The 14,491-nt window shown below is 43.6% G+C and carries 13 protein-coding genes and 1 tRNA gene; 6 read left to right on the plus strand and 8 right to left on the minus strand.

What is annotated here, in order from left to right; genetic code table 11:
• Positions 1 to 2,058: 2,058 nt before the first annotated feature.
• Positions 2,059 to 2,132, minus strand: a tRNA-Met gene (locus KG118_RS10635).
• A gap of 254 nt (positions 2,133 to 2,386) precedes the next feature.
• Between KG118_RS10635 and KG118_RS10640 the strand changes: the two genes are divergently transcribed.
• The 4 genes from KG118_RS10640 (at position 2,387) to KG118_RS10655 (ending at position 7,262) form a co-directional block, all read left to right on the plus strand.
• Positions 2,387 to 2,773, plus strand: a complete 387-nt coding sequence (locus KG118_RS10640) for an START-like domain-containing protein (protein ID WP_117713405.1) — start codon at positions 2,387 to 2,389, stop codon at positions 2,771 to 2,773.
• Between the two features lie 76 nt (positions 2,774 to 2,849).
• The gene (locus KG118_RS10645; protein WP_117713406.1) at positions 2,850 to 4,760 is read left to right on the plus strand and encodes an LptF/LptG family permease; all 1,911 of its coding nucleotides are present in this window, start codon (positions 2,850 to 2,852) and stop codon (positions 4,758 to 4,760) included.
• Positions 4,761 to 4,772: 12 nt separating this feature from the next.
• Positions 4,773 to 5,987, plus strand: coding sequence for a bifunctional 3,4-dihydroxy-2-butanone-4-phosphate synthase/GTP cyclohydrolase II (locus KG118_RS10650; protein ID WP_213388440.1), 1,215 nt, complete (start codon positions 4,773 to 4,775; stop codon positions 5,985 to 5,987).
• An 81-nt stretch (positions 5,988 to 6,068) separates the two neighbouring features.
• A complete protein-coding gene (locus KG118_RS10655) occupies positions 6,069 to 7,262 on the plus strand; it encodes a pyridoxal phosphate-dependent aminotransferase (protein WP_117713408.1) in 1,194 nt (397 codons plus the stop codon).
• Between the two features lie 134 nt (positions 7,263 to 7,396).
• Here the strand turns inward: KG118_RS10655 and KG118_RS10660 are convergent, their stop codons facing one another.
• The 4 genes from KG118_RS10660 to KG118_RS10675 all read right to left on the minus strand — a co-directional run bounded on the left by KG118_RS10660 (position 7,397) and on the right by KG118_RS10675 (position 12,614).
• Positions 7,397 to 7,567 carry a DUF362 domain-containing protein gene (locus KG118_RS10660; protein WP_117713409.1) on the minus strand — a complete coding sequence of 57 codons (171 nt, stop codon included), beginning with the start codon at positions 7,565 to 7,567 and terminating at the stop codon, positions 7,397 to 7,399.
• Between the two features lie 137 nt (positions 7,568 to 7,704).
• Positions 7,705 to 8,799: a sensor histidine kinase gene (locus KG118_RS10665; protein ID WP_213388441.1), complete on the minus strand. Its 1,095-nt coding sequence runs from the start codon at positions 8,797 to 8,799 to the stop codon at positions 7,705 to 7,707.
• Positions 8,796 to 10,667: a tetratricopeptide repeat-containing sensor histidine kinase gene (locus KG118_RS10670; RefSeq protein ID WP_394369739.1), complete on the minus strand. Its 1,872-nt coding sequence runs from the start codon at positions 10,665 to 10,667 to the stop codon at positions 8,796 to 8,798. The genes KG118_RS10665 and KG118_RS10670 overlap by 4 nt, the downstream gene beginning before the upstream one ends.
• A 165-nt stretch (positions 10,668 to 10,832) precedes the next feature.
• Positions 10,833 to 12,614, minus strand: coding sequence for a DNA polymerase III subunit gamma/tau (locus KG118_RS10675; protein WP_117713369.1), 1,782 nt, complete (start codon positions 12,612 to 12,614; stop codon positions 10,833 to 10,835).
• A 140-nt stretch (positions 12,615 to 12,754) separates the two neighbouring features.
• Between KG118_RS10675 and KG118_RS10680 the strand changes: the two genes are divergently transcribed.
• Both KG118_RS10680 and KG118_RS10685 read left to right on the plus strand, forming a co-directional pair.
• Positions 12,755 to 13,063 carry an FtsB family cell division protein gene (locus tag KG118_RS10680; protein ID WP_117713370.1) on the plus strand — a complete coding sequence of 103 codons (309 nt, stop codon included), beginning with the start codon at positions 12,755 to 12,757 and terminating at the stop codon, positions 13,061 to 13,063.
• Positions 13,060 to 13,395, plus strand: coding sequence for a hypothetical protein (locus tag KG118_RS10685; protein ID WP_117713371.1), 336 nt, complete (start codon positions 13,060 to 13,062; stop codon positions 13,393 to 13,395). The genes KG118_RS10680 and KG118_RS10685 overlap by 4 nt, the downstream gene beginning before the upstream one ends.
• On the opposite strand, the gene KG118_RS10690 is transcribed toward KG118_RS10685, so the two are convergent.
• Genes KG118_RS10690 through KG118_RS10700 form a run of 3 tightly spaced genes read right to left on the minus strand, consistent with a single transcriptional unit; the run spans position 13,385 to position 14,324 of the window.
• Positions 13,385 to 13,621 (minus strand): hypothetical protein, encoded by a 237-nt coding sequence (locus tag KG118_RS10690; RefSeq protein ID WP_117713372.1) that lies wholly within the window; start codon positions 13,619 to 13,621, stop codon positions 13,385 to 13,387. The genes KG118_RS10685 and KG118_RS10690 overlap by 11 nt on opposite strands.
• Positions 13,618 to 14,100 (minus strand): DUF3990 domain-containing protein, encoded by a 483-nt coding sequence (locus tag KG118_RS10695; RefSeq protein WP_117713373.1) that lies wholly within the window; start codon positions 14,098 to 14,100, stop codon positions 13,618 to 13,620. Before KG118_RS10695 ends, KG118_RS10690 begins: the two co-directional genes overlap by 4 nt.
• Positions 14,097 to 14,324: a DUF3791 domain-containing protein gene (locus KG118_RS10700; protein WP_117713374.1), complete on the minus strand. Its 228-nt coding sequence runs from the start codon at positions 14,322 to 14,324 to the stop codon at positions 14,097 to 14,099. The genes KG118_RS10695 and KG118_RS10700 overlap by 4 nt, the downstream gene beginning before the upstream one ends.
• Positions 14,325 to 14,491 lie beyond the last annotated feature (167 nt).

The raw sequence follows: 14,491 nt of genomic DNA on the forward strand, positions 1-14,491 counted from the left end.
TCCTTATGGATAATAGCTGACGTAACATAATCTTTAGGAATAATCGAGGGCGATTTATGCTTGAAAATGGTTTATCAAAGCTTTTCTTCTCCTTATGGATAATAGCTGACGTAACATAATCTTTAGGAATAATCGAGGGCGCTTCATGTTTGAAAACGGTTCATCAAAGCTTTTCTTCTCCTTATGGATAATAGCTGACGTAACATTATCTTTAGGATTAATCGTGGGCGATTTATGTTTGAAAATGGTTCATCAAAGCTTTTCTTCTCCTTATGGATAATAGTCAGCATAACATAATCTTTAGGATTAATCGAGGGCGCTTCATGCTTGAAAATGGTTCATCAAAGCTTTTCTTTTCCTTATGGATAATAGTCGGCATAACATAATCTTTAGGAATAATCGAGGGCGATTTGTGCTTGAAAATGGTTCATCAAACCGATGTTTCTCCTTATGGATAATAGCCGGCATAACATTATCTTTAGGATTAATCGGGGGCGATTTGTGCTTGAAAATGGTTTATCAAAGCTTTTCTTCTCCTTATGGATAATAGCCAGCATAACATTATCTTTAGGAATTATCAGGGCGATTTGTGTTTGAAAATGGTTCATCAAAGCTTTTCTTCTCCTTATGGATAATAGCCAGCATAACATAATCTTTAGGAATAATCGTGGGCGGTTCATGCTTGAAAATGGTTTATCAAACCGATGTTTCTCCTTATGGATAATAGCCTGCATAACATTATCTTTAGGAATAATCGAGGGCGGTTTATGCTTGAAAATGGTTTTTCAAAGCTTTTCTTCTCCTTATGGATAATAGGCAGCATAACATTATCTTTAGGAATAATCGTGGGCGCTTCATGCTTGAAAATGGTTTATCAAACCGTATCTTCTCCTTATGGATAATAGTCAGCATAACATTATCTTTAGGATTAATCGTGGGCGCTTCATGCTTGAAAATGGTTTATCAAACCGTATCTTCTCCTTATGGATAATAGCTGGCATAACATTATCTTTAGGATTAATCGAGGCGGTTTATGCTTGAAAATGGTTCATCAAACCGATGCTTCTCCTTATGGATAATAGCTGGCATAACATTATCTTTAGGATTAATCGAGGCAGTTTATGCTTGAAAATGGTTCATCAAACCGATGTTTCTCCTTATGGATAATAGCTGACGTAACATAATCTTTAGGATTAATCGAGGGCGCTTCATGCTTGAAAATGGTTCATCAAACCGATGTTTCTCCTTATGGATAATAGCTGACGTAACATAATCTTTAGGATTAATCGAGGGCGCTTCATGCTTGAAAATGGTTCATCAAACCGATGTTTCTCCTTATGGATAATAGCTGACGTAACATAATCTTTAGGATTAATCGAGGGCGCTTCATGCTTGAAAATGGTTCATCAAACCGATGTTTCTCCTTATGGATAATAGCTGACGTAACATAATCTTTAGGATTAATCGAGGGCGCTTCATGCTTGAAAATGGTTCATCAAACCGATGTTTCTCCTTATGGATAATAGCTGACGTAACATTATCTTTAGGAATAATCGTGGGCGATTTGTGTTTGAAAATGGTTCATCAAACCGATGCTTCTCCTTATGGATAATAGCTGGCATAACATTATCTTTAGGAATAATCGTGGGCGATTTGTGCTTGAAAATGGTTCATCAAAACATGCTACTTATAAACAAGAAATTTGTAGTGTACATACTTCTCACTTGATTTTATAGCGAACAAAAAGGATAACTACCGGTGTGTAGCTTATCCCTTTTATTATGTCCGTTAATGCAATATTTCGTGCAAGATGCCGGGATTTTGAAGATTCTACATAGAAAATCAGCCTCATCCTTGGTATAATTACTAAGAAAAGCCAAGCAATGAAAAGAAAATAGAAGAAAAGGAATTTGTGGTAGTTTTATCTTACGATTTCATTGATTATCAGTTGTTTATCTGGAAATTCGTGCGAAATCTGTGCAAATGCCCGTAAAAATAAAAAAGACACTCAAGAGTGGAAGCCTCTCAAATGCCTTATATCTAAGCTTTTACGCCTTGTAGCGGGACCCGGGATTGAACCGGGGACCTCATGATTATGAATCATGCGCTCTAACCAGCTGAGCTATCCCGCCATCATTTCTCGATTGCGGGTGCAAAGATATAGCTTTTATTTAAACTGCCAAAATTTTTGAGTGGATTTTCTATTATTTATTTTGTTGAAGGGAGTGGGTAAACAATTTTATTCTTTTCTTTTTGTGATATTGTGCTACATTATCAGCTACTTAGCTCGGTTAGATAAAGCTGTGCTGAATAAAATTAATGAATTATTTTTTCTAATTAGAAAAAAGTATTTATCTTGGCTGACGCAATAAAAGCAGAATAGACTATGGAAAGAAAAAAAATACATTTGGAATATCTCTTGAATGCGACTTCTAAAAGTATTCTTTGGACGGCAATAAGTACTCCTACCGGTTTGGAGGGCTGGTTTGCGGACAGGGTTCAGTCGGACGACAAGATCGTCTCTTTCTTCTGGGGTAAAACAGAAAAGCGTGATGCCGAGATTATTGCCGTACGGGCATATTCTTTTATTCGTTTCCGCTGGCTGGATGATGAAAACCCGCGTGAGTATTTTGAATTAAAGATGACAAACAATGAGTTAACCAATGATTTTGTACTTGAAATTACCGACTTTACCAATGCGGATGAAGCAAGCGATTTGCGTGAATTGTGGGAATCTCAGGTAGATACTTTGCGTAGAACATGCGGTTTTTAGTTAACTTTCAATTAAAAATTTCCCGTACTCCCTTTTTTGTGCTACTTTTGTGCGTTCATTGCATGAAACGAGTAAAATGCTGCGCATAAAAAAGTTAGATATATTTATATTAAAGAGCTTTGGTATGCTCTTTATGGGCACTTTCTTCATTTGTCTTTTCATCTTCATGATGCAATTTCTGTGGAGATATGTAGACGAAATGGTAGGGAAGGGGTTGGAAATGAACGTCCTTGCTCAGTTTTTCTTCTATTCGGCACTGACGTTGGTGCCGGCTTCATTACCTTTGGCTATTTTGCTGGCAGCCCTTATCACTTTTGGTAATTTTGGAGAACGTTTTGAGCTGCTTGCCATGAAAGCGGCGGGTATTTCTTTGCTGAAGATTATGCGTCCGCTGATAATTTTCATATCCATTATTTGCTGTGTTTCTTTTTATTTTCAGAATGTTATCGGACCTAAGGCGCAAACTAAATTATGGACGCTGTTGGTATCCATGAAACAGAAGTCTCCCGAAGTGGACATTCCCGAAGGGGTGTTCTACGATGAGATAGACGGCTATAACTTGTACGTCAAGCATAAGAACCGCGAGACGGGTATGCTGTATGATGTACTGATTTACAATTTCGAAAAAGGGTTTGAGAATGCGCAAATAATCAAGTCGGACTCCGGCAGACTGGAAATGACAGCAGACAAACAGCATCTTTATCTGCACCTTTACAGTGGTGAACAGTTTGAGAATTTGAAGTCGCAGAATATGAACCAGAAGAACGTACCTTACCGTCGGGAAACCTTTGTTGAGAAGCATGCGATTATAGAGTTCAACTCGGACTTCAATATGGTGGATGCCGGATTTATGAGTAATCAGTCCAACAGCAAGGACATGAAGATGCTGCAGGCAGGTATTGATTCTATGAAAGTTCAGAATGACAGTATCGGGCGTACCTACTATAAAGAAGCTATGGCAAGTACCTATAAGGCTACCACCAATACATTGAGTAAGGCAGATACAGTAAAAATAGAATCTGCCCGTTTGGGCAGTTACGATGTGGACAGCCTGTTCAATGTGGCTACTCTGACGCAGAAGCAGAAGATAATGTCTACGGCGGTCAGCCGTGCGGAGAGTGCGGCAAGTGACTGGAGTTTCAAGAGTTTCAATCTTTTGCAGACGGAGACCAGCCTGAGACGTCACATGACTTCTTGGCATGAGAAGCTGACACTTTCTTTGGCGTGTCTGATTTTCTTCTTTATCGGTGCACCGCTGGGTGGTATCATTCGCAAAGGCGGTCTGGGTATGCCTGTGGTGGTGTCCGTGCTTATTTTCATTATTTATTATATCATTAATAATACGGGCTATAAAATGGCGCGTGACGGCAAGTGGATTGTATGGATGGGTATGTGGACCAGTACGGCGGTGTTGGCGCCATTGGGTGCATTCCTTACTTATAAATCGAATAATGATTCGGTGGTGCTGAATGCTGACGCTTATATCAATTGGTTCAAGAAGATAGCCGGAATCCGTAGTGTCCGTCATCTTTTCCGGAAGGAAGTGATTATCCATGACCCGGATTACGTCCGTTTGCCGGACGAACTCCGGCAGTTGTCGGCAGATTGCCGGGCGTATGCCGACAAGAAGGCTTTGATGCGTGCGCCCAATTACTTCAATTTATGGATGAACGATACACCGCACGATGAGGAAGTGGCGGCGCTCAATGATCGTATGGAGGCTTTGATAGACGAAATGTCCAATACCAGATCGATACCGTTGCTGACGGCGCTGAACAATTACCCTATCATAGCCGTTCATGCCCATGTGCGTCCTTTCCGTAACTACTGGCTGAATATGCTGTGTGGAGTGATAGTTCCTGTCGGTTTATTTTTCTATTTCCGTATTTGGGCATTCCGTATCCGATTGAATAAGGACATGGAACGGATTATCCGTACGAATGAAGAAATACAGAATATTATAAAGGTCAATCAGAATAAACAATAAAAGAATAAATATATGGAAAAAGTAAAGTTGAATACAATAGAAGAGGCTATTGAAGACTTCAAGGCCGGTAATTTTGTGATTGTAGTCGATGATGAAGATCGCGAAAACGAGGGCGACTTGATTATTGCTGCCGAAAAGATAACGCCGGAGAAGGTGAACTTCATGCTGAAACACGCACGTGGAGTGTTGTGTGCTCCGATTACGGTGTCTCGTTGCAAAGAACTGGATTTGCCTCACCAAGTGTCCGACAATACCTCTGTGCTGGGTACTCCCTTTACGGTAACTATTGATAAGCTGGAAGGTTGTACAACCGGTGTTTCTGCGGCTGATCGTGCCGCAACCATTCAGGCTTTGGCCGATCCGTCTTCCACTCCCGCTACTTTTGGTCGTCCCGGGCACATCAATCCGTTGTATGCTCAGGAGAAAGGTGTGTTGCGTCGTGCCGGTCATACGGAGGCTACAATTGATATGTGCCGTCTGTCCGGTTTCTATCCGGCCGGTGCGCTCATGGAGATTATGAATGAAGACGGTACGATGGCACGTCTGCCCGAACTGCGTAAGATGGCGGATGAATTTAACTTGAAACTGATTTCTATCCGCGACATGATAGCTTATCGTCTGCAACAGGAATCCATTGTAGAGAAAGGTGTAGAGGTGGATATGCCGACAGAGCATGGACACTTCCGTCTGATACCTTTCCGGCAGAAGTCCAACGGCTTAGAGCATGTGGCTTTGTTCAAGGGTACTTGGGCGCCCGATGAGCCTGTTTTGGTGCGTGTGCACTCCTCTTGCGCCACAGGAGATATCTTCGGTTCTATGCGTTGCGATTGTGGCGAACAGTTGCACAAGGCTATGGAGATGATAGAAAAAGCCGGTAAAGGAGCTATCGTATACCTCAATCAGGAAGGTCGCGGCATCGGATTAATGGAGAAGATGAAGGCCTATAAACTTCAGGAAGACGGTATGGACACAGTGGATGCCAACATTTGTCTCGGACATCTGGCAGACGAGCGCGACTATGGAGTAGGGGCTCAAATCCTGCGTGAGTTGGGTGTGCATAAAATGCGTTTGCTCACAAACAATCCGGTGAAACGTGTCGGTCTGGAAGCCTATGGTTTGGAGATTGTAGAGAATGTACCGGTAGAAACAAGCCCGAATCAGTATAACGAACGCTACCTGCGTACGAAGAAAGAACGTATGGGACATACTCTTCATTTTAATAAGTAACTGTCTTTTTGTTTTAGTATATCAAAGAAAATCGCTTATTTTGCAGCCGGATTTGCATAACAACCATTAAATAGTAACAAAATGAACCAATTATCAGATCGTTTGAACAGCTTGTCGCCTTCTGCGACGCTGGCTATGTCTCAAAAGAGCGCAGAGCTGAAAGCTCAAGGCGTAGATGTAATTAACTTGAGTGTCGGAGAACCTGATTTTAATACACCCGACCACATAAAAGAGGCTGCAAAAAAGGCGATAGACGATAACTTCTCTCGCTATTCTCCCGTTCCGGGTTATCCGGCCTTGCGTAATGCTATCGTAGAGAAACTGAAAAAAGAGAACGGTCTGGAATATACAGCTGCGCAGATTTCTTGTGCCAATGGAGCCAAGCAATCGGTTTGCAATGCAATTCTGGTATTGGTAAATCCGGGTGACGAGGTGATTGTGCCTGCACCGTACTGGGTTAGCTATCCCGAGATGGTAAAGCTGGCAGAAGGCAAGCCGGTGATTGTTACAGCGGGTATCGAACAAGACTTCAAGATTACGCCTGCCCAGTTGGAAGCGGCTATTACGCCAAAGACCAAAGCCTTGATTCTTTGTTCTCCTTCCAACCCTACCGGCTCTGTATATAGCAAGGAAGAACTTGCCGGACTGGCTGCCGTATTGGCTAAGCATCCGCAAGTGGTTGTCATAGCTGATGAAATCTATGAACACATCAATTATATCGGCAAGCACCAGAGCATTGCGCAATTTCCGGAAATGAAAGACCGTACGGTTATTGTAAACGGTGTTTCCAAGGCTTATGCCATGACCGGCTGGCGCATCGGCTTCATTGCCGGACCGGAATGGATTGTGAAGGCTTGTAACAAACTGCAAGGTCAGTACACATCAGGTCCGTGCTCTGCATCTCAGAAAGCTGCGGAAGCGGCTTATACAGGAACGCAAGTTCCGGTAGAGGAAATGCGTAAGGCTTTTGAGCGTCGTCGCGACCTCATAGTGAAGTTAGCTAAGGAAGTGCCGGGATTTGAGGTTAACGTGCCGGAAGGCGCTTTCTACCTGTTCCCGAAATGCAGTTCTTTCTTCGGCAAGTCTGTGGGTGGCCGTAAGATTGACAACTCCGATGATTTGGCTATGTACTTGTTGGAAGTAGCCCATGTAGCTTGTGTAGGTGGTACATCGTTCGGCGCTCCCGAATGTATCCGTATGAGTTACGCTACCAGTGACGAGAATATCGTAGAGGCTATCCGCCGTATCAAGGAAGCCTTGTCAAAACTTGCATAAACTTTTTTATCGGCAACCCGCTGCAGATTGAGATACAGTCATTTGCGGGCGGGTTGCGATATAGCTTTCTCGGTGTTAAAATAAAAAGGCCCGGTTTCAATGAAACCGAGCCTTTCTTTTTTCTTAGGATTGTATTATTCTCCCGGATGAATTGCTTCAGAGGGGCAAACATCTGCACAAGTACCACATTCAGTACAAGTTTCAGGGTCGATAGAATAGATATCGCCTTCAGAGATAGCGCCTACCGGACACTCGTCGATACAAGTTCCGCAAGCAATACAATCTTCACTAATTACGTAAGCCATTTTCTTTAATTTTTTAATTATTAGTACTAATTGGTTCGGCAAAAATAGCTGTTTTCTTCAATACTTGCTACCAATCTTGATTAAAAACATTTAATTTGTATGCTGTCTAAATAGTAGTAAATGTAACCTGCATAGAATCAGGTTGTAAGCGATGGATATGTGAATACTATAGTTGGAATTTCCCATGATTCTTTCTCTATCCGGAAGCTTCCGCCGAAGTGTTGAAAAAACAGTTCGGCGATTCTCTGGTGTATGGCGGTCTTTTGCGATGCAAAGGCCGGATCTGCCAGCGGGCTGTTTTCTATTCGGCAACTAATCTCTTGGTTCTCCGGCTGGTAGTTCAGTTGCATTCTTACCTTTCTTGTTTCTTGGCACTCAACGGGGTAAAGCAGCATATTGAATATCATTTGGGTAAATCGGCTGACATCTGTGTGGATAATGGCATCGCCAGCATCCGCTTGCAACTCCAAGAATATCCTTCCTTCACTTTGCATTTGTATGAGGCAAGGCAGTTCGTTGCACCATTCCTGCACATTATAGTTTTGCAACTGGAACTTCATCATATTGGCTTCCAAGCGCGAGAGGTCGAGTACATTGTTTACAAGCTGAATCAGCTCCGTCGAGTTATTCTGGATGATGCCGGAATATTCTCTTTTCTCCTCTTCGTTCAGGCCTGTATCCTCGGTCATTAGTTGCGAGAATCCCACTACATTATTAAGCGGGATGCGTATGTTATAGCTCATATTCGTCAGGAAGCGGCTTTTTATTTCATTCGCTTCTTCGGCGATGGCTGTTAATCTTTTCATTTCTTTTTCATCTTCTTGCAGGCGTTTCCGGCTTCGGTATATGCGGATGTTGAAAAACAGCAGTGCAATAATGATGATAATGGATATTAGCAGGCTTATTTGATGAAACAGACTGCGTCTTTGCTCCTTTTGCAGTACGAGTTTGTCCACGTTGTACAGAGAGAGTATCTCTTTCATCTGCGAGGTAGTGACAAGGTTGTATAGTGAGTCTTTGGATTTGAGGCTTTTTTTATAAAAAGAGAGTGCCTCTTCCGGTTTGCCTGCCCTGACCAATGAATCGGCTTGCCGGATACCCCGGTTTATGGCATATTGCATTTCCATCAGTCGCTGATGTGGAAGGGGGTGTTGGGATGTAGCTTTTGTATCGGCAGCTTGTGCGGATAAGAGCAATGCGAGGACAGCTCCTATGATGAGTAACTTTTTCATACTTCCTCCTCCTTTCTGCCTTTGGTGGTGCATGGTTGTTGGACAGGGTGGGTGAAACAGAACCGTGAGCCTCCTGTGTAGTCGGGGTCAATCCATATTTTTCCGCCGATATGTTCAATGATAAGCTGGCAGATGGAAAGTCCCAGTCCGCTTCCTTGTGTGTTTTCGTTCAGTTTCTCGAAACGTTGGAAAATATTGGCCTGTTTGTCTTTCGGAATGCCGCAGCCTGTATCTGTTACGGAGAAAAGCAATTCCTTTTCCGATGCTTTTTTAAGTTCCAGCGTAATGCTGCCTTGTGGTGTAAACTTGGTTGAATTAATCAGCAAGTTTATCAGGACTTGTTGCAGGCGTGAGTCGTCAGTCTCTATCTCCATGCTTTCCAGTTCCGTTGCGAAGTGTATTTCAGCTTGGGTCTGTTTCACTTTGCTGACGGTGTCGGTCACATTCCGGCAGATGGTGACAATGTCATGTTTGGCGATGCTGAATTGTATTTTGCCGAATTCAAGGCTCGACAAATCTATCACATCATTAATGAGTTTCAACAATAATTCGGAGTTCTGCAAGATGACCTCATTGCATTGGCGGCGTGTTTCATCGTCCAGACTTTCCTCTGTCAGCAGTGAAGAGAAACCGGAGAGGGCATTTAGGGGGGTACGTATCTCATGGCTCATATTCGAGAGGAATATGCTCTTGGCAGACGTAGCGTTTTCTGCACGGGTGCGCAGGCGTTCCAACCTTTGGGTGGACATAGCTACTTTCTTCCGCTGTTTTCTAAGTCTGAAAGCTATAATGGTGAACAAGAACAGCAGTATGATACTTCCTGTCAATATTCCGGTGATAAGCCGGTTGTATTCTTCCCTATTGGCTATCTCCATTTGGTCTACCTGATATTTGGCACGCAGGATATTGATTTGCCGGGTGTAGCCTTCGGCGGTAAGCGTGTCTACGGTGGGATATAACTCCTGATACAACCGGCAGGCGGCCATTGCTTCTCCTTGTATCTTATGCAGGTATATTGTTTCCAGTGTAATCCATCGGTAGTAGGTAGACCGTTTGTTGACCGAATACTCCTGCCTTAACTCTTCATATAGTTGCAGTGCTTTCTTCCAGTTGTCCTTGTCCCAGTTGCCCATTGCCCGGTAGTAGGCAGCGGCGGTATATTTCAGGTGGAAGTAGTAAAACGTTTCGGGGTGCAGCCGGTAGATGGAATCCATGTTTTGCAGGCATTTGGCGGCATCTTTTAGATAAGTTTTCGAAAGATGTCCGTGCGAGATGGCGTAGTTGGCTTCTTCGATGGTAGCGAAGAAGTCGGTGGCGTAGTCGGGTCTTTGTAAAAGAGTTTTTTCTATCTCGTCCAATACCTTTCTCGCTTCTTTCAGTCGTCCTTTACGTTGCAAGGTGTTGGATTTCTTTAGCAGAAGTTGGATGCGGTAGGGGTGTTGCGGGGAGATAAGATTCAGTTCCTTCAGAGCATCTTGATAAGATTCCAGTGCTTTTTCGCATTGGTTGGCTACGGTGTAGGCATCTCCGATGGCTTGGTTGGCAACCACTATTCCGAAGTTGTATTTTGTTTCTTTGGCTTCTTCGTACATCAGCCGTGCGCGGTCTATGGCGAGACTTATGTCTCCTCGCAATGTGTAGGCATTGGCAAGTTGCAGTTGCAGTAAGAAGTAGTTTCCTTTATCTTGATTCTTTGTCCTGAGGTCCGGCAGGACGCTTTCGCTCCAGCAGATTACACTGTCTAATGGTATATATTCGTTATAAAGTATCTTTTTTTTGACAAAAGTTTTTAGTGTGTCCAATTTGTTCACATTGGTTGCAGCGCATATTGAAGTGGCGAATGTTATACATATCCCCCATAGTATCATCAATATTGCACTACTTTTTCTCACCATTTATTATGTTTGTCTATTTTGATTATAATTGGCAAAAATAAACATAAAATATGATGTACAAAATAAAATATAATGATTTTATTACCAACAAGTTCTGAACAGGGAAGCTGAATGCTCTTCTTGGTTCTGTCGGAACATTTAGTAGAGTTCCAGTCCGAATTCCTCTTTCAGTTGCAGGAGGGCGTCATTCTTTTGCGCCATCATTTGGAATTTTTCGACGCGGCCGTATGCACGAACCTTTTCTGTGGGTGCACTGATGCGTACTGTCATAGTTACCTTTCGGTTCTTCAAGCGGGTGCGCAGATACTCCTGCAGTTGGGGAATCATGGCGGTAAATTCTTTTGCAATAATTTCATTATCTACGACAGCTTCAAAAGTCGTTGCATTTAGCAGGCTGACGTGCATATTTTGCATACGCTTGGCGATGGCTACCTGTTCTTTGGGCATACGTCCTGCATACTCCTGCCAGTAGTAGTTCACATCTCTTTCATTGAAGATGTAGTCTTCTTCCGGCTGTGCAGCTTGTTGTACGGCGGCAGTTGCAGCGGTGTTCTTGGCTTCTTCTTCCGCTTTCGGGCGTTTAATGGATACGCCGAGACCTGACATTTTCACTACCGGAATTTTTCTTTCTTCCTTTCCCTGCGCCAGCAATATGGCGGCAGGGGTGGTACGGGTGGTCGTTGCGGCCGCTTGTGGCTTGGCGTTGGGTGTTGCTTGCGGCTGGGGCGCAACAGGGGCTGCCTGCGGCTGTTGTACGGCGGCAGGTTGCGTAAATATGGGTTTTATAGCTTGTTTAGGGCTACGCCCATTAGCTACATCGTCCCCCTCGGCGGTGATTTGGGCTACCTGTATCAGGGTCAGTTCCACCAGAAGCCGTTTGTTTTTGCTGGCGCGATAGTTCAGGTCGCAATCATTGCACAGCTTCATGGCTCGGTAGAGGAAAGGCAGCGGGCATTTCTGCGCTTGCGTTTGGTAGCGTTGGCGGATGCTTGCGCCTACTTCGAGCAGGGGCAGGGTACCCGGGTCTTTGCTTACCAGCAGGTCGCGGAAGTGCGAGGACAGGCCGGTGATGAAATGGCTGCCATCGAATCCTTTGTTCAGCACATCGTTCAGCAACAGCAGGGCATCGCCTACTTTATTTTCAAGGAAGTGGTCGGTCAGTTTAAAGTAATACTCGTAATCCAGTACGTTCAGGTTCTCGATTACGCTTTGGTAGGTGATGCGTCCGCCGGTGAAGCTCACTACTTGGTCAAATATGGACAAAGCGTCGCGCATACCGCCGTCGGCTTTCAGGGCGATGACGTTCAGCGCTTCCGGTTCGGCGGTGATGCCCTCTTTGGAGGCTACGTAGGCAAGGTGGGCTACGGTGTCCTCCACGCTGATGCGGTTGAAGTCGTATATCTGGCATCGCGACAGGATAGTCGGTAATATCTTGTGTTTCTCGGTGGTGGCAAGGATGAATATGGCATGGCGGGGCGGTTCTTCCAGAGTTTTCAGGAAGGCGTTGAAGGCTGAAGCCGACAACATATGTACCTCGTCGATGATATATACCTTGTATTTGCCTATCTGGGGCGGGATGCGTACTTGCTCCACCAGTTGCCGGATGTCGTCCACCGAGTTGTTGGATGCGGCGTCCAGTTCGTGGATGTTGTAGGAACGCTGTTCGTTGAAAGCGGTGCACGATTCGCATTGGTTGCAGGCTTCTCCCTCTGCCGTGGGACTCATGCAGTTGATGGTTTTGGCAAAGATACGTGCACAGGTCGTTTTGCCTACACCGCGCGGACCGCAGAAGAGGTAGGCGTGTGCCAGTTTGCCTGTGGCGATGGCATTCTTCAAGGTGGTAGTCAGGGCACGTTGTCCCACTACCGATTCAAAGGTCGAGGGGCGGTATTTTCGTGCCGATACGATATAATTTTCCATATTCAGGGTGTTCTTATCACTTATACAGAGTGCGGAGACGTTGCGGTTCGTCTCAGCTTTTGTGCAAATGTACGCAAAAAAAAGAAATTTTTCAGTTATTCCTCTTATCTTTGTGCTCAAAGAAACAATAACTGAATTACATGGATAAACTTGCTTCCCTCTGGTTGTTTGTCCGCAGGCGCAAATATTTGATAACGCTTGTGTTGTTTGCCGTGCTTGTCGGTTTTCTGGACGAGAACAGCATTGTGCGTCGTCTCGGTTACTATCGTGAGGAGACGCGTTTGCGCGGAGAGATAGAGAAGTACCGGGCGGATTATGAGGAGAATACCCGCCGCTTGAATGAGCTTGCGGTAGATTCCGGCGCTATTGAGCAGATAGCCCGTGAAAAGTACCTGATGAAGAAGCCCAATGAAGATATTTATGTATTTCAAGAAGATATAGAAGAATGAAACAACTGATACCCGCTCTTTTCACAGTAGGAGCCATAATGCTCTTGATAGGTGCTGCCGTTTACGTCACCGGTTGGCAACTTTCACCTTATATATATACGATAGGCGCAACGTTTGTTGCTTTGGCGCAGATTAACTCACCTTCAAAATATAAGACTCCCACTATCAAGCGCCTGCGCCGTCAGCAGATATTCGCTGCATTGTTGCTGGTGCTTACCGGAGCGTTCATGTTCTTTACGCATGGCAATGAGTGGATTGTTTCGTTGACGATTGCGGCAATTCTCGAACTTTATACATCGGTACGCATTCCGCAGGAAGAGGCTAAGGTTTAGGGACTGTGGCTTGTTTTTCTATGTATTCTTCATAAAGGGCTACCGGACCATAATGCCACAATTTTGTTTCCTCTTGTTCCAGTTCCTTATATGTATCGGATTTATAGAATGCCCGGAGAGCATCTAATAATGTTCCTCCTTTTTCAGTAGCATAGATTTTGGCAAACAAACTTACCTTTGCCGGTAAAAGTAAGTATAGGTTTTTGTTGGTGATTTCTCTGTTCATAATGTAATCTCCTTTGCTTCAATATATACCAAATGTTTTAGCGATTTATCGGTATGAAATAACATTTGGTCTACTAACTTATAAGTCTTCAATTCTTTGATAAGTCCTTCTTTGTCCAAAAGTCCGCTTTCATATAAAGCAAAAGCAGCATAAACTCTGTCGTTGGCTACCGGGCCATACACAATGTCGTGATTATGTTCAAAGCCTCTTGATGTACGGTTAAGCATTACAAAGTCAACCCATTCTTCCGTAGGTTCGTTAAACCATAATGTATCTAATTCTGATGTTGTATTGTCATCTATCTCATAGATATTTATATAACCTATATTTATTGGAGATTTCATACGTCTTCTGACCCACTGTTCAGCTTGCTCATAGGAAGTTGTGGTATAAAATCCGGTACCGTAATCAAGAGTTCTGGTTGGCTTGATTATTTTTGGTTTTTTTACAATATCTATACTGCCATGATATAGTTTCATTTCTGTTTTTCCTGTTTTCTTTGTTGTATGAAGTCGTCAATTTCCTCTAATAGCCATTGTCTGCTTTGGGTATGTAATACATCATAGTTGGCTGATAGGTACTCGGTCACTCCGTATTGGTCGAATATGTTCATGACTTCGCTGCCGGTGGCAGAGATATGAACCTTATATTGTTCAATACAAAATGAAATAAAATAGGCAATATCAAGTTCTTTGTCCTTCATATCTTTGGAATCCTTTCTTACAAAGATAGCATAAAAGTTGGAATCTATAAAGTAAGGGACTTTTTATTTACTACATATTAACTTCAATATTATCCTTTATTCATAAACTTTGCCTATATCGTCTCGTTTTAGGTTGACGTTGACTTACAGCGTAACTTTAAAAGCGA

It is taken from the genome of Bacteroides propionicigenes (genome assembly GCF_018390535.1).
Taxonomy (GTDB): Bacteria; Bacteroidota; Bacteroidia; order Bacteroidales; family Bacteroidaceae; genus Bacteroides; species Bacteroides propionicigenes.